14 protein-coding genes are annotated in these 17,384 nt (G+C 72.5%); 5 read left to right on the forward strand and 9 right to left on the reverse strand.

From position 1 onward, the window contains the following. Positions 1-569, forward strand: a 569-nt coding sequence (locus tag LE181_RS28360; protein WP_225664362.1) for a GTP-binding protein, incomplete at its 5' end; no start/stop codon positions are given. Positions 570-710: 141 nt separating this feature from the next. Here LE181_RS28360 and LE181_RS28365 read toward each other — a convergent pair. The 4 genes from LE181_RS28365 to LE181_RS28380 form a co-directional block, all read right to left on the reverse strand. After that, complete coding sequence (locus LE181_RS28365) at positions 711-911, reverse strand: acyl-CoA carboxylase subunit epsilon (protein ID WP_225664363.1); 201 nt, start codon at positions 909-911, stop codon at positions 711-713. A gap of 33 nt (positions 912-944) precedes the next feature. Beyond that, complete coding sequence (locus tag LE181_RS28370) at positions 945-2,528, reverse strand: acyl-CoA carboxylase subunit beta (protein WP_225664364.1); 1,584 nt, start codon at positions 2,526-2,528, stop codon at positions 945-947. Positions 2,529-2,744: 216 nt separating this feature from the next. Then, a complete protein-coding gene (locus tag LE181_RS28375) occupies positions 2,745-5,108 on the reverse strand; it encodes a polysaccharide lyase 8 family protein (protein WP_225664365.1) in 2,364 nt (787 codons plus the stop codon). A 239-nt stretch (positions 5,109-5,347) separates the two neighbouring features. Continuing rightward, complete coding sequence (locus LE181_RS28380) at positions 5,348-6,949, reverse strand: FAD-dependent monooxygenase (protein ID WP_225664366.1); 1,602 nt, start codon at positions 6,947-6,949, stop codon at positions 5,348-5,350. 83 nt (positions 6,950-7,032) lie between these two features. On the opposite strand from LE181_RS28380, the gene LE181_RS28385 reads away from it, so the two are divergent. Continuing rightward, a complete protein-coding gene (locus tag LE181_RS28385; protein ID WP_225664367.1) occupies positions 7,033-7,671 on the forward strand; it encodes a TetR/AcrR family transcriptional regulator in 639 nt (212 codons plus the stop codon). 82 nt (positions 7,672-7,753) lie between these two features. Here the strand turns inward: LE181_RS28385 and cimA are convergent, their stop codons facing one another. The 4 genes from cimA to LE181_RS28405 form a co-directional block, all read right to left on the reverse strand. Next, on the reverse strand, positions 7,754-9,403 hold the full coding sequence (gene cimA, locus LE181_RS28390) for a citramalate synthase (protein ID WP_225664368.1): 1,650 nt from the start codon (positions 9,401-9,403) through the stop codon (positions 7,754-7,756). 280 nt (positions 9,404-9,683) lie between these two features. Next, positions 9,684-10,994 (reverse strand): MFS transporter, encoded by a 1,311-nt coding sequence (locus LE181_RS28395; RefSeq protein ID WP_225664369.1) that lies wholly within the window; start codon positions 10,992-10,994, stop codon positions 9,684-9,686. Between the two features lie 211 nt (positions 10,995-11,205). Continuing rightward, positions 11,206-12,294: a branched-chain amino acid aminotransferase gene (locus tag LE181_RS28400; RefSeq protein WP_225664370.1), complete on the reverse strand. Its 1,089-nt coding sequence runs from the start codon at positions 12,292-12,294 to the stop codon at positions 11,206-11,208. Positions 12,295-12,489: 195 nt separating this feature from the next. Next, positions 12,490-13,569, reverse strand: a complete 1,080-nt coding sequence (locus tag LE181_RS28405) for a 3-isopropylmalate dehydrogenase (RefSeq protein ID WP_225664371.1) — start codon at positions 13,567-13,569, stop codon at positions 12,490-12,492. A gap of 130 nt (positions 13,570-13,699) precedes the next feature. On the opposite strand from LE181_RS28405, the gene LE181_RS28410 reads away from it, so the two are divergent. Next, positions 13,700-15,328 carry a purple acid phosphatase family protein gene (locus LE181_RS28410; protein WP_225664372.1) on the forward strand — a complete coding sequence of 543 codons (1,629 nt, stop codon included), beginning with the start codon at positions 13,700-13,702 and terminating at the stop codon, positions 15,326-15,328. Here LE181_RS28410 and LE181_RS28415 read toward each other — a convergent pair. Continuing rightward, entirely contained in the window at positions 15,322-15,465 is a 144-nt protein-coding gene (locus tag LE181_RS28415; protein WP_190109938.1) for a hypothetical protein, read from the reverse strand. The two genes, LE181_RS28410 and LE181_RS28415, sit on opposite strands and share 7 nt — an antisense overlap. A 335-nt stretch (positions 15,466-15,800) precedes the next feature. On the opposite strand from LE181_RS28415, the gene LE181_RS28420 reads away from it, so the two are divergent. Beyond that, a complete protein-coding gene (locus LE181_RS28420) occupies positions 15,801-16,397 on the forward strand; it encodes a CDP-alcohol phosphatidyltransferase family protein (RefSeq protein ID WP_225664373.1) in 597 nt (198 codons plus the stop codon). After that, positions 16,394-17,260 (forward strand): phosphatidate cytidylyltransferase, encoded by an 867-nt coding sequence (locus LE181_RS28425; protein ID WP_225664374.1) that lies wholly within the window; start codon positions 16,394-16,396, stop codon positions 17,258-17,260. The genes LE181_RS28420 and LE181_RS28425 overlap by 4 nt, the downstream gene beginning before the upstream one ends. Positions 17,261-17,384 lie beyond the last annotated feature (124 nt).

Raw genomic sequence — 17,384 nt, forward strand, 5'->3', positions numbered from 1 at the left:
CCTCTAGCGGCGAGGCAGCCCGCTCCACCACCTCCGCAAAGATCGTGGTGGCGGGTGGCTTCGGCGTGGGCAAGACCACGTTCGTCGGCGCGGTCTCGGAGATCAACCCGCTGCGCACCGAAGCCGTCATGACCTCCGCCTCGGCGGGCATCGACGACCTCACCCACGCGCCGGACAAGACCACGACGACCGTGGCCATGGACTTCGGCCGCATCACCCTGGACCAGGACCTGATCCTCTACCTGTTCGGCACGCCCGGACAGGACCGCTTCTGGTTCATGTGGGACGACCTGGTGCGCGGCGCGATCGGCGCCGTGGTCCTCGTCGACACCCGCCGTCTCGCCGACTGCTTCCCCGCCGTCGACTACTTCGAGAACAGCGGCCTGCCCTTCGTCATCGCCCTCAACGGCTTCGACGGGCACCAGCCCTACACCCCCGAAGAGGTCCGCGAGGCCCTGCAGATCGGCCCGGACGCGCCCATCATCATCACGGACGCCCGGCACCGCAACGAAGCGAAGAGCGCCCTCATCACGCTCGTCGAGCACGCCCTCATGGCGCGACTGCGCTAGGACGGGCCGGCCCGTACGCGGCTCGGATGCGGAAAGGTCCCCGCACTCCTCGGGAGTGCGGGGACCTTTCCGCATCGTTCGGCACGGCACACGCGAAGAGGCCCTTCACCCCGGCCGGGGTGAAGGGCCTCTTCGTCGTGGTCAGCCCTGCCAGCTGTGCGGGGCTCTGAAGCCGGAGCTGCGCTCCAGGCGGCGCCAGACGGCCGTGGTGCGGCGCGGGCGGGCGTCCTGGGCGGAGCGGTCGGTGCCGGCGGCGGCGCGGGCGAGGAGGACGGCGGTGACGGCGGCCAGTTCCTCGGCGTCCGCGGTGCCCTTCTCGACGCGTACGAGCGTGTCGTTCATGCGAGGTCTCCGATGGCTGTACGGGCGTTGCGTTTACTGGGGCGGGTTGCCGTGCTTGCGGGACGGGAGGTCCGCGTGCTTGGTCGCGAGCATCGCCAGCGACCGGATCAGCACCGACCGGGTCTCCACGGGGTCGATCACGTCGTCGACCAGTCCGCGCTCGGCTGCGTAGTACGGGTGCATCAGCTCGGCCTTGTACTCCTTGACCATGCGGGACCGCATGGCCTCCGGGTCGTCCGCCTCGGCGATCTGCTTGCGGAAGATCACGTTGGCCGCGCCCTCCGCGCCCATGACGGCGATCTCGTTGGTCGGCCAGGCGAACGTGAGGTCCGCACCGATCGACTGCGAGTCCATGACGATGTACGCGCCGCCGTATGCCTTGCGCAGGATCACCGAGATCCTCGGCACGGTGGCGTTGCAGTAGGCGTAGAGGAGCTTCGCGCCGTGCCGGATGATTCCACCGTGCTCCTGGTCGACGCCGGGGAGGAAGCCGGGTACGTCCAGAAGAGTGATGATCGGGATGTTGAAGGCGTCGCACATCTGGATGAAGCGCGCGGCCTTCTCGGACGCCTCGATGTCGAGGACGCCGGCGAGGGACTGGGGCTGGTTGGCCACGATGCCGACGACCTGGCCGTCCAGGCGGGACAGGGCGCAGATGATGTTGGTCGCCCAGCGCTCGTGGACTTCGAGGTACTCGCCGTCGTCGACGATCTCCTCGATGACCTTGCGCATGTCGTACGGGCGGTTGCCGTCGGCGGGCACCAGGTCCAGCAGGGCCTCGCCCGTGCGGTCGGCGGGGTCCTCGGCCTGGACGCGGGGCGGGTTCTCCCGGTTGTTCTGCGGCAGCAGCGACAGGAGGTAGCGCACCTCCTCCAGGCAGGTCTCCTCGTCGTCGTAGGCGAAGTGGGCCACGCCGGAGGTCTCGGCGTGCACGTCCGCGCCGCCGAGGCCGTTCTGGGTGATCTCCTCGCCCGTCACCGCGCGCACCACGTCGGGGCCGGTGATGAACATCTGGGAGGTCTCACGGACCATGAAGACGAAGTCCGTGAGGGCCGGCGAGTAGGCGGCGCCGCCGGCGCAGGGGCCGAGCATGACGCTTATCTGCGGGATGACGCCGGACGCCTTGGTGTTGCGCTGGAAGATGCCGCCGTACCCGGCGAGCGCGGAGACGCCCTCCTGGATGCGGGCGCCGGCACCGTCGTTCAGGGACACCAGCGGCGCCCCGGCCGCGATGGCCTTGTCCATGATCTTGTGGATCTTCGTGGCGTGGGCCTCGCCCAGCGCACCGCCGAAGATCCGGAAGTCGTGTGCGTAGACGAACACGGTCCGCCCGTGCACGGTCCCCCACCCGGTGATCACACCGTCGGTGTACGGGCGCTTGGCCTCCAGCCCGAAACCGCTGGCGCGGTGCCGCCGCAGCGGCTCCACCTCGGTAAAAGAGCCCTCGTCCAGCAGGAGGTCAATGCGCTCGCGAGCGGTCAGCTTCCCCTTGGCCTTCTGTGCCTGGGTAGCCCGCTCGCTGGGGCCGAGCCGAACCTGCTCGCGGATGGCGTGCAGCTCGGCGACGCGCCCACGGACGTCATTCGCCTCTACGGGCGCACCTTCGAGATTGCTCATGGATAGACGGTACGCGGCGGGAGCGTCTGAACATCATGTCGGTTCCACACAACGTCGTGCGCGATTTCGTGGGCAGGCGGAACAGAACTGCACAGTGCCCTTATCAGTTGTCTGCGTTCGAGCGGCCGTCCCACGCTGTGGGTACCCCACAAATATGGACCGCCCCAGCCGTCATATATATGGATTGACCAGGTACCGCCGTCCGGGTGAACCCGGTCAGGGGAGGTCCACCCTGCAGGCGTGCGGGGCGCAGGCCGTGCCGGGCGCGATGCGCAGCCGAAGGGTGGGCGCGATGGTCAGGACCTGCACCGACGCGTCGTGCGCGGTGACCCTGCGCACCGGGTGTGCCCAGGTCAGCTCGGTGGTCTCGCCGGTGCGCAGGGGGGCGGCGAGGTGGAGGGCGGCCGTCCGCCCGCGGCGGCGCAGCAGCACGGCGGCGGGGGTGCTGACGGTCAGGGGGCCGGCGGTGCCCGCCTGCCAGAAGGCGGCGGCGGTCAGGCCGAGCGAGGGGATGGCGACGGCCTGCCGGTCGCGGGTGTTGGCGAGGACGGTGAGCCAGCCGGTGTCGGCGGCGCGGTCGGCGACGGCGTCCGCTGCGGCGCCGGGCATCAGGAGGTAGGCGTAGCCGTCGTCGTCCGGGTCGGTGCCGTGGGGGTGCCAGAGGGTGAGGTAGCGGCGGGTGAGGGGGGCGGGCGAGCCGCCGGCGTTGATGTCGCGCCATGATCCGGTGCGGGCGGTGCGCAGGGCCGTGAGAGGGGCGCCGCCGGGGAGGACGTAGCCGCCGTGCCCGGCGAGATGGGCCCAGCGGGCGCACTCCCACGACCGGGTCCAGCCGTCCTCGGCCGGCTGGGGCTCGCCGTCGACGGTGAGCCGTGCCGTCCCCGTGGCGCCGAGGTTGCGGTTGTCGAGGACGGTCTCCACGTCGGTGCCGTCCTCGGCGCTGATGCCGGCGCCGAGGCAGACGACGGCGTCCGCCGCGCAGAACCAGGACTTGCGGGCCTCCAGGGTGGAGCCGAGCCCCTTGAGGTGCTGGCCGACGACGGCGTACTCGCCGTCGGTGACGCCGCCGACCCAGCGGGCGGCGGGCTTGGGGGCGCCCCAGCCGCCGCCTTCGTTGTCGGCCAGCGGGCGGCGGGAGACGGTGGTGCCGGGCAGCCGGTAGGGGTCGACGGTGGGCCAGAAGCCGTCGCTGTACTGGTCGCCGCCGTGGGTGGCGCCCCACCAGGAGAGCATCCCGGCGCCGGTGTGCCAGCCGCGGGGGTTCTCGCCGTTGCCGTTCTCGTAGTGGGTGATGCGGTCGGAGGCCATGGCGATGGCGGCGGCCCAGCCGGGGCGGCGGTGCACGGCCCGGTCCATGGCGGGGAAGAGCCGGTGGCCGACGGGCTCGGGCAGGGCGGGGGCCGGCCCGGTGTCGACGGCGGCGAGGCGGGCGAGTTCGGCGACGCCGAACTGGGGGTCGGTGCGGAGGGGACTGGTGGTGTCCCGGGCGATCCAGCCCTTGATCATTCCGTGCCAGCGGTCGCGCTCGGCTGGGCTCGCGCCGGCGGCGAGGAGGGCGATGGCGGCGATGACGGCGTGGCCGCGCTGGTGGTCGCTCTGGAGCAGTCCGCGGGGGTCGGCGTTCGCCCGTCCCCGGCTGATGGCGCGGCCGGAGACGCAGTCCATGACGAGACCGTTGTGAAGGAACGGGGCGAAGGCCCGTTCGACGCTGTCATGGATGATCTGCCGCCGGGGGTCGGTGACCTCCCAGGGCGAACCGCGCAGCAGCGCGAAGAGCCGTCCGAGGCCGTCGAGCAGCACCTGTCCGTAGGTGCCGGTGTAGGCGACCCAGCTGTGCTGGACGAAGGAGCCGTCGGCGTAGAGCCCGTCGCCCGCCGTGACGTGGGGGAAGACGGGCGAGAGGGCGTCGCGGGCCCGGGCGAGGCGGGCGGGGTCGGTACCGAGGAGGCCGCGCAGGGCGACGACGCGGCACAGGTCGACGCGGTTGGCGCCGGTGCTGGTGCCGGTGTAGGCGTCGAGGACGGTGTCGGGGACGAAGTGCCCGACGGCGTCGAGGAGTCGGCCGCGTCGTGCCGCCCCCGTCTCGTCGTGGAGGAGGGTGAGGGTGTCCAGGAGCAGCCGTGGGCTGCCGATCTGCCACTCCCACCAGTTGCCGTAGGGGGTGGTGCCGGGGTGGTAGATGCGCTCGTGGAGGTGGTCGAGCCCGGCCAGGACGTCGGCGGCGAGGGCGGCGTTGCCGGTGAGCCCGGTGCCCGGCTGGGCGTGGGCCTGGGCCATGGTGAACAGACGGGCACAGCTCGCGGTGATGCCGGCGGGCGGGTCGAAGGGCGCGTCGGGCCACAGGGACCCGGGGCCGGGGCGCATGGCCGCGCGGTACGCACCGGCGAGCCGGCCGGTGCGGCGCAGGACGCCGGCGTAGGGCTCGGCGGCGGGGTCGAAGCCGGTGCCGAGGGTGAGGTCGCGCCAGCGTCTTCGCAGGGCGGGGAAGGCGTCGTCGCCGGGGCCGGCCCCCAGGCCCAGGGTGCCGAGGGCCCCGGCAACGGTCAGGAACGTGCGGCGGGTCCAACGGGTGACGGCCACGGCCGAGTTCTCCCCCACCCCACCACCCCGAAACCGCAAACACCCTCGCCCCAGCCCCCGGGCCACCCCGCACGGCACCACACCCCCGCACGGCACCGCACCCCCGCACGGCACCGCACCGCACCCCCGCACGGCACCGCACCGCACCCCCGCACGGCACCGGGGCCGGGGCTTCGCCCCTGGCCCCTTGCCTTGGGTGCGCGGCGGGCTTCGGGCTTCCGTTGCCGGGCGGCCGGCTGTCAGCCCAGGTGCTTCAGATAGTCCGTCACGGCATCTGCCCCGGCCGCGTCCGCCCCCGTGCTCAGCGCCACGTGGTTGTCGGGCCGCACCAGCACCAGTGCGTCGCCTTCGATGCCGTACGCCCGCCGGGCGTGCCCCTCGTGGTCGTCGATGAGGAAGGTACGCACCCGGTCCCCGTAGCGGTCGGCGGCCTCCGCCAGCGCCGGTGCGCTGTCCGGCCCGAAGCCCAGCAGGGTGAAGTGCGGCCCGGCGAAGAGCTCGAAGAGCCGGACGTCCTCCCCGGTGGCGGCCAGCCGGCAGGGGGCGTCGGGCGCCCGGTGGCCCGCCTTCGCGCCGCCCGCCGCCAGTCGGCTCCACGGGTAGCCGACGCCCAGCGTGGTGACGTCGTCGGTGATGACCGCCTCGGTGCCGACGCCCGGCTCCCGGACGCCCTCGAACACCGCGCGCAGCCGTTCGTCCGTGAGGTCGAGCGTCCAGGCCGCGACCGGCAGCCGCTCCTCCTCATAGGTGTCCAGCAGGGCGGGCCCGGCGAGGCCGCGCACCACGAACGCCAGCTTCCAGCCCAGGTTGAAGGCGTCCTGGATGCCGGTGTTCATGCCCAGACCGCCGGCGATCGAGTGGACGTGCGCCGCATCCCCGGCGAGGAAGATCCGGCCGACGCGGAAGCGGTCGGCCATGCGGACGTTGATGCGGTAGGTGGAGAACCAGGTGGGGTCGGACAGCCGCACTCCCGGTATCCGCGCGCACCGGTCGAAGAGCCGCTGGAAGCTCTCCAACGAGGGCAGGGTCAGCCGGCCTTCGGCATCCCGCTCGGGCACGCCCTGCAACTGCCAGTGCGTACTGTCGCGGAACGGGCAGAGCAGCAGCGCGGCGTCCTCGTCGAACCACTGGTGCCAGTAGGCGGGGTCGAGCCCGTCGGCACGGACGTCCCCGATCACCATGCACTCCTCGGCGTCGGTCTTGCCCTCGAAGCCCACGCCGAGCGCCTTGCGGATGGCGCTGCGGCCGCCGTCGCAGCCGACGAGATACCCGGCCCGCACACGCCGCCCGTCGCCGAGCACGCCTGTGACCCCGCCCTCGTCCTGGGTGAACTCGGTGAGCTCGCAGCCGAGTTCGACCTGTACGCCGAGCTCGGCGAGACGGCCGCGCAGGATCTCCTCCGTGCGCCACTGGGGGATGATCAGGCCACTGGCGTAGGGGGCGTCGGGGGTGGGCGTGCGGTCGCCGAAGGTGACGGTGTCGGCGAGCGCGACCCCGTCGCGGTACTTGCGCAGGGTGATGTGCTCGATGCCCGAGGCCGCGGCCTGCTCCCCCACCCCGAGGTCCTCGAAGAGCTCGCGGCTGCGCTGGTTGAGCCCCTTGCCGCGGGAAGCGCGGTGGAACTCGGGGGACTTGTCGATGATCCGCACGGCCACCCCGGCCCGGGCGAGCGTGCAGGCGAGGGTGAGGCCGGTGGGCCCTGCGCCCACGACGAGGACGTCGGCTCGTACGTCGGCCCGTACGTCGGTCTGCGTGGCGGCCTGCGTGTCGGTGTGCGCACCGGTCAGCACGTCCGTCTGTGCGTCGGTCTGCGCGTCGTTCGAAACCCCGTTGGAAGTCATGCACCCATGAAAGACCCACCCCACGAAAAATGCAACCGAGTAACAAAAGAATCTGGGTAAACATCACCTGCTAGAGTGACCCCGTGACCGACGAGCAAGGACTGCGGGAACGCAAGAAGCAGCGCACGCGCCAGGCGCTGTCCGACACCGCCATCGAGCTGTTCCTCCGGCGCGGCTTCGAGAAGGTGTCGGTGGCCGACGTGGCGGCCGCGGTGGAGGTGTCCAAGCCGACGCTGTTCCGCTACTTCCCGGCCAAGGAGGACCTGGCCCTGCACCGCATCGCCGACCACCAGGGCGAGGCGGCGCGGGTCGTGAGCGACCGCGTGCCCGGCCAGGCGCCGCTGGCTGCCCTGCGCGCGCACTTCCACGCGCGCCTCGACGCCCACGACCCGATCACCGGCCTCAACGACGACGCCAGGGTGCGGGCGTTCAACGACATGCTCTACACGACGCCCAGCCTGCTGGCCCGCCTGGTCCGCTACTCCGACCGCGACGAGGAGCTGCTGGCCGGGGCGCTGGTGGAGGCGGGCGACGGCGACGGGCTGACGGCGAGGCTGGCGGCCGCGCAGATCGTCACCGTGCACCGGCGGCTGGCGGAGGAGAACTGGCGGAAGCTGGCCGAGGGGCGGGCGATCGGGGATGCGCTGGTGGAGGCGCATGCGGATGCGGATCGGGCGTACGACCTGCTGGGGGCCGGGCTGGGGGCGGAGTACGACCGGTAGGCGGTGCCGTGGACCCTCTCCCCCGCCCCGCCCCTTCCCGTACCGGGGCTCCGCCCTCGGACCCCTGGGGCGGCCCGGCGGGCTACTCCTGCGGTTCCACCCCCGCCCGCCGCAGGCCGTACGCGTACGCGTCGTCCAGGGCCTGCCACGACGCCGCGATGACGTTCTCCGCGACGCCGACCGTGGACCACTCGCCGCGCTCGTCGCTGGTGGAGACCAGGACGCGGGTGATCGAGCCCGTGCCCAGGCTGCCCTCCAGGATGCGGACCTTGTAGTCCGTCAGCTTCAGCGCGGCCAGCTGCGGGTAGATGCGCTCCAGCGCCACCCGCAGCGCGCGGTCGAGCGCGTTGACCGGACCGTTGCCCTCCGCGGTGGCGACGATGCGCTCGCCCTTGGCCCACAGCTTGACCGTCGCCTCGTTGGCGTGCGTGCCGTCGGGACGGTCCTCGACGATGGCGCGCCAGGACTCGATGCGGTAGTAGCGGCGGGCCCGGCCCTCGACCTCCTCGCGGAGCAGCAGCTCGAAGGAGGCGTCGGCGGCCTCGTACGTGTAGCCCGCCAGTTCGCGCTCCTTGACGCGCTCGACGACGCGGCCGATGAGCCGGCGGTCGCCGCCGAGGTCGATGCCGAGCTCCTTGCCCTTGAGCTCGACGGAGGCGCGGCCGGCCATGTCGGAGACGAGCATCCGCATGGTGTTGCCGACCCGCTCGGGGTCGATGTGCTGGTAGAGGTCCGGGTCGACCTTGATGGCGGAGGCGTGCAGGCCCGCCTTGTGCGCGAAGGCGGAGACTCCCACGTACGGCTGATGGGTGGCGGGCGTGAGGTTGACGACCTCGGCGATGGCGTGCGAGATGCGGGTCATCTCGGCCAGCTTGCCGGGCGGCAGCACCCGGCGGTCGTACTTGATCTCCAGGGCGGCGACGACCGGGAAGAGGTTGGAATTGCCGACCCGCTCGCCGTAGCCGTTGGCGGTGCACTGCACGTGCGTGGCGCCCGCGTCGACGGCGGCCAGGGTGTTGGCGACGGCGCAGCCGGTGTCGTCCTGGGCGTGGATGCCGAGGCGGGCCCCGGTGTCGGCGAGCACGGTGCGCACGACGGCCTCGACCTGGGCGGGCAGCATGCCGCCGTTGGTGTCGCAGAGGACGACGACGTCGGCGCCGGCTTCGTGGGCGGTGCGCACGACCTCGGTGGCGTAGCGGGCGTTGGCGCGGTAGCCGTCGAAGAAGTGCTCGCAGTCGACGAAGACGCGGCGGCCGTGGGCGCGCAGGTGGGCGACGGTGTCGCGGATCATGGCGAGGTTCTCGTCCAGCGTGGTGCGCAGGGCGAGCTCGACGTGCCGGTCGTGGGACTTGGCCACGAGCGTGACGACGGGGGCCTTGGAGTCGAGCAGCGCGGCGACCTGCGGGTCGTCCTCGGCCCGGACGCCCGCCTTGCGGGTGGCGCCGAAGGCGACGAGCCGGGCGTGCTTGAAGTCGATCTCCTCGCGGGCGCGCTGGAAGAACTCGGTGTCCCGGGGGTTGGCGCCGGGCCAGCCGCCCTCGATGAAGCCGACGCCGAAGTCGTCCAGGTGCCGGGCGATGGTCAGCTTGTCGGCGACGGTCAGGTTGATGCCCTCGCGCTGGGCACCGTCGCGCAGGGTCGTGTCGAAGACGTGGAAGCCGTCGTCGAGACCCCCGGGGCCGTCATCATGGCCGTCGGGGCCGGCGTCGGGGCCGTCGGTTGCGTCCGTCATTGCTGCTCTGACTCCTGTGAGGATGTCGGTCTACCGGAATGACCGGTTCCACCGTCCCCCTATGATCCCTCGCCCTGCGTCCCCGGCGGGGTGGGCCGGAAAACGCAAAAACCTCTCGCGGGTGCGAGAGGTCTGCGCGCGGGTCTGGGACGACGGTGTCCGCTTCGCACGGGGTGGTACGAGCGGTCACTGCGGACCGGCGCGCCTGCTGCCAATAATCATGGCGAACGGGAGCATGGGGACATGCTGGCACAGGTCCGGCCCGTGGTGCGGGGGAGTCTCAGGATGCGGGCACCGTGTCCGCCTCCGAGCGGGGTCCGGCCGTGTCGCCCACCCGCTTCAGGTCGGTGTCCCGCGTCTCGCGCATGGTGAGGTAGACGACGAGCGAGACCGCCGCGCACCCCGCCACGTACCAGGCGAAGCCGGATTCGATGCCGCCCTTCTTGAACCACAGGGCGACGTACTCCGCCGTCCCCCCGAAGAGCGCGTTGGCGATCGCGTACGGCAGGGCCACGCCCAGCGACCGCACACCCGTGGGGAACAGCTCCGCCTTCACGCAGGCGTTGATCGACGTGTAGCCGGTGATCACCACCAGCGCCAGCAGAGACAGGCCCAGGGCCGGCCAGAACGACCCCGCGTGCTTGAGCAGCGTCATGATCGGCACGGTGAGCAGGGTCGAGCCGACGGCGAAGGTGATCAGCAGCGGGCGGCGGCCGATGCGGTCCGAGAGCGCGCCGGCCAGGGGCTGCAGACAGGCGAAGACCAGCAGGGCGCAGAAGCTGACGAGGGTCGCGGTCTGCTTGGGCAGCCCCGCGCTGTTGGAGAGGTACTTCGTCAGGTAGGTGGTGTACGTGTAGTAGGCGACGGTGCCGCCCATGGTCAGCGCGATCACCAGCAGCGCCTCGCGCTTGTGCCGCAGCAGGGCCCTGAGGGTGCCCCGGTCCTCGGGCGCGGCGCCGCTCTCCTCGTAGGTGTCCGTCTCCAGCATGTTGCGCCGCAGGTAGAAGATGACGGCCGCGCCGAGCGCGCCGACGGCGAACGGGATGCGCCAGCCCCAGCTGTGCAGTTCCGCACTGCTCAGGGTGTGCTGGAGCACGATCAGCAGGCCGAGGCCGAGGAGCTGGCCCGCGGTCATCGACACGTACTGGAAGCTGGAGGCGAAGCCGCGGCGGCCGGGCGCGGACGCCTCGGTGAGGTACGTGGCGCTGGCCGCGTACTCGCCGCCCACCGACAGGCCCTGCAGCAGCCGGGCGACGAGCAGGACGGCGGCGCCGCCGTAGCCCGCGACCGCGTAGGTGGGGGCGGCGGCTATCAGGACCGCGGACGCGGACATCAGGGTGACGGTCAGGGTGAGCGCCGCCTTGCGGCCGCGCCGGTCACCAACGCGGCCGAGCAGCCAGCCGCCGACGGGCCGCATGAAGAAGCCGACGGCGAAGATGCCGGCGGTGTTCATGAGCTTCGCGGTGTCGTTGCCCGCGGGGAAGAAGGCGCCCGCGAAGTAGGTGGCGAAGCTGGCGTAGACGAACCAGTCGAACCACTCCACCATGTTGCCGGCCGAGCCGACCCAGATCTTCTTCCAGTGCTGTCCCATGGACGCTCACGGTGGCGGAACGGCAGGGGCGCGACAAGGGCTTGGCCTGCAACGATCCCGCGTACTTACGTGCGTTGCGTACACGGCGGCGGGCACGGCGGAGAGGCGGCGGAGCAACGGCAGGGCACGGCGGAGCAACGGCGGAGGCCGCCCGGCGACGTTGGTCGCGGGCGGCCTCACGCGGTGGGCCGGGGCCGGTGGGCCGGGGGCCTCAGCCGAGGGGGTGCATCCAGCCGTGGACGTCCTCGGCGGCACCGGTCTGGATCTCCAGCAGCGCCTTGCGGAGCTTCAGCGTCACCTCACCGGGCCGGCCGTCGGAGTGGGTCCACTCGCCGCCCAGGGACTTCACGTGGCCGACCGGGGTGATCACGGCGGCGGTGCCGCAGGCGAAGACCTCGGTGAGGGTGCCGTTCTCGGTGTCGCGCTTCCACTGCTCGGTGGAGATGCGGCCCTCCTCGGACTCCATGCCCAGGTCCCTGGCGACCTTCAGCAGCGAGTCGCGGGTGACGCCGGCCAGCAGCGAGCCGGTGAGCTCGGGGGTGATGATCTTGTTGCCGTACACGAAGTACAGGTTCATCCCGCCCATTTCCTCGACCCACTTGTGCTCCAGGGCGTCCAGCCAGACCACCTGGTCGCAGCCCTTCTCGGCCGCCTCGGCCTGGGCGAGCAGCGAGGCCGCGTAGTTGCCGCCGGTCTTGGCGAAGCCCATGCCGCCGGGGACGGCGCGGACGTAGTTCTCGGAGAGCCAGACGGAGACGGGCTTGACGCCACCGGGGAAGTACGCGCCCGCCGGGGAGGCGATGACGATGAAGAGGTACTCGTTGGCGGGCTTCACACCGAGGCCGACCTCGGTCGCGATCATGAACGGGCGCAGGTAGAGGGACTCCTCGCCGCCGTGCGCCGGCACCCACGCCTGGTCCTGGCGGACCAGCACGTCGCACGCCTCGATGAAGAGCTCGACCGGCAGCTCCGGCATCGCCAGCCGGCGGGCCGACGCCTGGAAGCGGCGGGCGTTGGCGTCGGGCCGGAACGTGGCGACGGAGCCGTCGGGGCGGCGGTACGCCTTGAGCCCCTCGAAGATCTCCTGGGCGTAGTGCAGGGTCATGTTCGCCGGGTCGATCGACAGCGGCGCGTACGGAACGAGCTGGGCGTCGTGCCAGCCGCGGCCCTCGGTCCACTTGATGGTCACCATGTGGTCGGTGAAGTGGCGGCCGAAGCCGGGGCTGGCCAGGATCTGCTCGCGCTCCGCGTCGGACAGCGGGTGCGAGGAGGGCTTGAGCTCGATCGTGGGCGTCGTCATGAATGCGTGTCCTTCACCTTGGTGTGTGGCGGACCGCGCTCACCGTCGTCCCGGCCGGGCCGGGACGTCCGAGCTTCTTCGCCTCTATTCGCGGCCCCACGTTCGATTATCGCTCGTGGGGTGGCTGACGGAAAACGTGTGCGCGGCCGGGAATCGATGGTGGCATCCGGCCGCGCGTGAGCACAGCGGCCGGGGTCAGCCGGTTGCGGAACCGGTGAGCAGCCGGGATACGAGGGCGTCGCCGACCTCGTCCGTGGTGCGGGGGGCGCCTCCCCCCGGGCCGGGAAGGTGCCCCGGCCGTGCGGCCAGGTCCTCGGCCACGGCGGTCTCGACCCGTACCGCCTCGGTCTCGTACCCGAGGTGGCGCAGCAGCAGGGCCACCGAGAGCACGGTGGCCGTGGGGTCGGCCTTTCCGGTGCCCGCGATGTCGGGCGCGGAGCCGTGGACCGGCTCGAACATCGAGGGGAAGTCACCGCTCGGGTTGACGTTGCCGGAGGCGGCGAGCCCGATGCCGCCGGTGACGGCGGCGGCGAGGTCGGTGAGGATGTCGCCGAAGAGGTTGTCGGTGACGATCACGTCGAAGCGGCCCGGGTCGGTCACGAAGAAGATCGTCGCGGCGTCGACGTGCAGGTAGTCGGTGGTGACCTCGGGGTATTCGCGGCCCACGCGGTCGAAGACGCTCTTCCACAGGTGTCCGGCGTGGACGAGGACGTTGTTCTTGTGGACCAGGGTGAGCTTGCGGCGTGGACGGGCCTTGGCGCGCTCGTACGCATCGCGGACGACGCGCTCCACGCCGTAGGCGGTATTGACGCTGACCTCGGTGGCGACCTCGGCGGGGGTGCCGGTGCGCATCGATCCGCCGTTGCCGACGTAGGGGCCCTCGGTGCCCTCGCGGACGACGACGAAGTCGATGTCCGGGCTGCCGGCGAGCGGGGTCGCCGTGTGGGGGAGCAGCTTCGACGGACGCAGGTTGACGTAGTGGTCGAAGGCGAAGCGCAGCTTGAGGAGCAGGCCGCGCTCCAGCACCCCGGACGGCACGGAGGGGTCGCCGATCGCGCCGAGCAGGATCGCGTCGTGGTGTTTGAGGGAGTCCAGCTCGGCGTCCGGCAGGGTTTCGCCGGTGGCGTGCCAGCGGCGGGCGCCGAGGTCGTACTCCCGGGTCTCCAGCTTGACGTCCGAAGGGAGCACGGCCGCAAGGACCTTGAGGCCCTGGGCCACGACTTCGGGGCCGATGCCGTCCCCGGGGATCACTGCGAGGCGAATGCTGCGAGACATACGGGGACCGTACTCCTCCGTCCCGCTGTATGACACACGGCGTCCATCATATGGACGGAATGCCGCCCGGACAGGCCACATTCGCGCGAACCATGTGTCCCGGCCACCGGCCCCTGGCACGTTTCCCGGCATGGACACACCACGGGTAGGGATTCCCGGCCGCCTGGCGGGCCGGATGACGATGCCGGAACAGCACGAGTACCTGCGCAACAAGTTCACCCGGCGCGGTGTGCTGCGCGCGGGCGCGGCCACGGCGGGCGCCGTCGCGGGGACGGGCCTGCTGGGCCCGCGCACGGCCGGCGCGCATGCCGTGCCGCGGTCGACCACCCTGCTCACCACCCCCGCCACGGCGCGGGTCGACGGCTCGCTCGTGGCGCCGTTCGGCCGGCACCTGGCGTTCGGGTCCGACCCGCGGACGCAGATGCGGATCTCCTGGCAGGTGCCCTTCGCGGTCCGGCGGCCGTTCGTGCGGGTGGGGCTGCAGCCGTGGGACCTCGGCGTGCAGATCCCGGCCGAGGTGCGCGCGCTGCACACCCCCGCCCTGACCAAGAAGCTCCCGCAGGTCGACCAGTTCTACCTGCACGCGGCGCTGGACAACCTCACCCCCGGGCAGACCTACTTCTACGGCGTCGGCCACGACGGCTACGAACCCGCCGACCCCCGCCGCTTCAGCGCCACGGGGACGTTCACCACGGCGCCCGCGCAGCCGGAGCCGTTCGTCTTCACCGCCTTCGGCGACCAGGGCGTCAGCTATCACGCCCTCGCCAACGACCAGTTGATCCTCGGTCAGAACCCGGCCTTCCATCTGCACGCGGGCGACATCTGCTACGCCGACGACAGCGGCGCCGGGAAGCCCGGCGACGTCTACGACGCACGCGTGTGGGACCAGTTCCTCGCCCAGACCGAGACGGTGGCCGCGCGGGTGCCGTGGATGGTGACGACCGGCAACCACGACATGGAGGCGTGGTACTCCCCCAACGGCTACGGCGGCCAGAGCGCCCGCTGGACGCTGCCGGACAACGGCTTCGACCCCGTGCGGGCACCGGGCGCCTACTCCTTCGTCTACGGCAACACCGCCGTCGTCGCCCTGGACGCCAACGACGTCTCGTACGAGATCGCCGCGAACACCGGCTACAGCGGCGGACGGCAGACCGCCTGGCTCGACCGGCGGCTCCGGGAGCTGCGCGAGACCCCCGGCATCGACTTCCTCGTGGTCTTCTTCCACCACTGCGCCTACTCCACCACGCGGGCCCACGCCTCGGACGGCGGAGTGCGCGACGCGTGGGTGCCGCTGTTCGACAAGCACCGGGTGGACCTCGTGATCAACGGGCACAACCACGTCTACGAGCGCACCGACGCGCTGCGGGGGCGGCGGGTGGCCCGGCGGGTGCCGATCGGCGAGACGGTGGACTCCGTGCGGGACGGCATCGTGTACGTCACCGCCGGGGGCGCCGGAAAGGCGCTGTACGACTTCGGGGTGACGGACAGCCATGAGGGCCGGGTGCGGAACCTCGACAGCGTGCCCGGCTACCAGTGGCGCAAGGGGCGGGTGAAGAGCGCGGAGACGGTGGAGTGGTCACGGGTGCGCTACACCGGCTACTCGTTCCTCGCGGTCGAGGCCGAGCCCGGCCGTCACCCCCGGCTGAAGGTGACGGCCCTGTCGGAGGGCGGGTCGCGCATCGACCGCTTCGACGTGGTGCGGACCGCCCCGCGGGCGGCGGAGGCGCGCGGCGGGGGCCCGGGCGACGGCGGTCAGTGACCGGTGACGCCGCCGTTGTCGCGGCGGTCGAGCGCACGCTGGAGGGCGGCGGCGGCGTTCGCCCGGTCGGCCTTGCGCTCCGCGCTGTCGGACGTACGGGCGACACGGCGGATCCTGCGAACGGCGGTTTCGGCCATGGGTCACGTCTCCTCTTGATGAGTTGCGATGCGAGCCCCGAGAAGGCGGGAATGCGTCAAGCCGGGAAGGGGGCGGGGGCCTGGGTGCGGCAGGGATCACCTGCGCCGGCGCACCGGGCCGCGGCCGCCATCGCTCGATGGAGCGGGGTGTTCGGCTCCTCCAACGCTAGGCCAGGGCGGCCGTGCTGTCTGCACAATTACTTGGTCTTCCTACTATCTGAGACACGGGCCGTGGCAGCCGGGTGAATCGCTCAGGGCCGTTCGAGACCGTCTGAGTACGTGCCTGAGTACCCGCGCCGATCCGCCGCCGCCGGGCGTGGGCGAAAGTAGCGGCCATGAACGGCCTGTACGCACTCAAGCCCTGGTACGCGGCCCGCCTCGGCGGGCTGCGCACCGCGCTCGCCCGGCGCGGGGTGTCCCCCGACTCCCTCACCGCCGCCGGCGTGCTCTGCGCGGCCGGCGCGGGGGCGGCGCTCGCGCTGTTGCCCGCCCCGCTGGCCGCCGCCCCCGTCGTCCCGCTCCTCGCGGCCCGGCTCGCCTTCGCCAACCTCGACGGCGCCCTCGCCCGCGACACCGGGCGCACCACCCGCCGCGGCGTCGTCCTCAACGAACTCGGTGACCGCGCCGCCGATCTGCTCGTCCTCGCCGGCTTCCTGCCGCACGCGCCGCTGTGGCTGGTGGCCGTGGCGGCGCTCGCCGCGACGCTGCCGTCGTGGGTGTCGCTCGCGGGCACGGCCGCCGGGGCGCCCCGGCGCAACGGCGGTCCCGTGGGCAAGACCGAGCGCTGCCTGCTGACGGCCGTGGTGGCGGCGACGGGCTGGGCGGTGCCGGTCCTGGCCGTGGTGGCGGTGGGTTCGGTGCTGACGGCGGGGCTGCGGCTGGAGTGGCTGCGGCGCGAGCTGGCGGAGCCGGCGGGGGGTGCGGGCCGATGAGCCTGATGACGGAGCCCCAGGCGGCGCTCGACCGCGCCATACCCGTGGTCGCCGGTGCCCTCGCCGTCGGCGGCCTCGCCGTGGCGGTGCTGCCCGCGCGGGTGACGATGCGCCGTGAGCTGCGACGGCGCTGGCTCACCTGGGCGGTGGCCGGGCCGGTCTTCGTCGGCGCCCTGCACCTCGGCCCGCTGGGCGGCTGGCTGCTGGCCGTGTTCCTGGGGCTGATCGCGGTCGCCGAGTACGCCCGGCTGGTCCGGCTGGGCGGGGGCGAGCGGTGGGCGCTGGGCGGGGCAGCGGTCGTCCTGCCCTTCCTCTTCATCGTCACCCCGCACGCCTACGGGCTGCGGACCCTGGCGCTGCTCACCTTCCTCGCGGTGCTGCCCGCGGTGCTGTCGGGGGACACCGCGCGGGGCGCCGAACGGGCGGCGCGCACGGTGTTCGGGCTGGTGTGGATTCCGGTCGCGCTGACGGGCCTGGTGGCACTGAACGGGCTGGCGGTCGCGGTCGGGGTGGCCGTCGCGTTCGGCGACGTGGCCGCGTGGTGCGGCGGCAAGGCCCTGCGCCACGTCTCCGACACGCTCGCCCGCCCGCTCTCGCCCCTCTCCCCCAACAAGACCTGGGCGGGCGTCATCGGCGCCGGCATCGGGGTGGCCGCGGGCCTGGGGGCGGTGGGTGGCTTCACGGTCACCCTGTGGGCCGCGGTCCTGGCCGGCTGCGTCCTGGGCGACCTGCTCGAATCCATGATCAAACGCGAGGCGGGCGTCAAGGACGCCGGCACCTGGCTGCCCGGCTTCGGCGGCCTCCTCGACCGCATCGACTCCCTGCTGCTGGCGTTGCTGCTGGCGATGGTGGTGGCACTGTGACGACACGACGTTCCCGGCACGCGGCACGGGCGGGCGGGGCGCCGCGGATACGGCGCGGCCTGCGGGCCGCCGTACGGCGGACGCGGTGGCGCCCGGCGGGCGCGTGCGCGCGACCCGGCCTCCG

It is taken from the genome of Streptomyces sichuanensis (assembly GCF_020328095.1).
Taxonomy (GTDB): domain Bacteria; phylum Actinomycetota; class Actinomycetes; order Streptomycetales; family Streptomycetaceae; genus Streptomyces; species Streptomyces cinnamoneus.

Bases quoted from the DNA above. Each gene is read 5' to 3' on its own strand.
- LE181_RS28405 (WP_225664371.1), bottom strand. From the start codon at position 13,569: ATGTCTCGCAGCATTCGCCTCGCAGTGATCCCCGGGGACGGCATCGGC.
- LE181_RS28410 (WP_225664372.1), top strand. From the start codon at position 13,700: ATGGACACACCACGGGTAGGGATTCCCGGCCGCCTGGCGGGCCGGATG.
- LE181_RS28365 (WP_225664363.1), bottom strand. From the start codon at position 911: ATGAACGACACGCTCGTACGCGTCGAGAAGGGCACCGCGGACGCCGAG.
- LE181_RS28395 (WP_225664369.1), bottom strand. From the start codon at position 10,994: ATGGGACAGCACTGGAAGAAGATCTGGGTCGGCTCGGCCGGCAACATG.
- LE181_RS28400 (WP_225664370.1), bottom strand. From the start codon at position 12,294: ATGACGACGCCCACGATCGAGCTCAAGCCCTCCTCGCACCCGCTGTCC.
- LE181_RS28370 (WP_225664364.1), bottom strand. From the start codon at position 2,528: ATGAGCAATCTCGAAGGTGCGCCCGTAGAGGCGAATGACGTCCGTGGG.
- LE181_RS28425 (WP_225664374.1), top strand. From the start codon at position 16,394: ATGAGCCTGATGACGGAGCCCCAGGCGGCGCTCGACCGCGCCATACCC.
- LE181_RS28380 (WP_225664366.1), bottom strand. From the start codon at position 6,949: ATGACTTCCAACGGGGTTTCGAACGACGCGCAGACCGACGCACAGACG.
- cimA (WP_225664368.1), bottom strand. From the start codon at position 9,403: ATGACGGACGCAACCGACGGCCCCGACGCCGGCCCCGACGGCCATGAT.
- LE181_RS28415 (WP_190109938.1), bottom strand. From the start codon at position 15,465: ATGGCCGAAACCGCCGTTCGCAGGATCCGCCGTGTCGCCCGTACGTCC.
- LE181_RS28420 (WP_225664373.1), top strand. From the start codon at position 15,801: ATGAACGGCCTGTACGCACTCAAGCCCTGGTACGCGGCCCGCCTCGGC.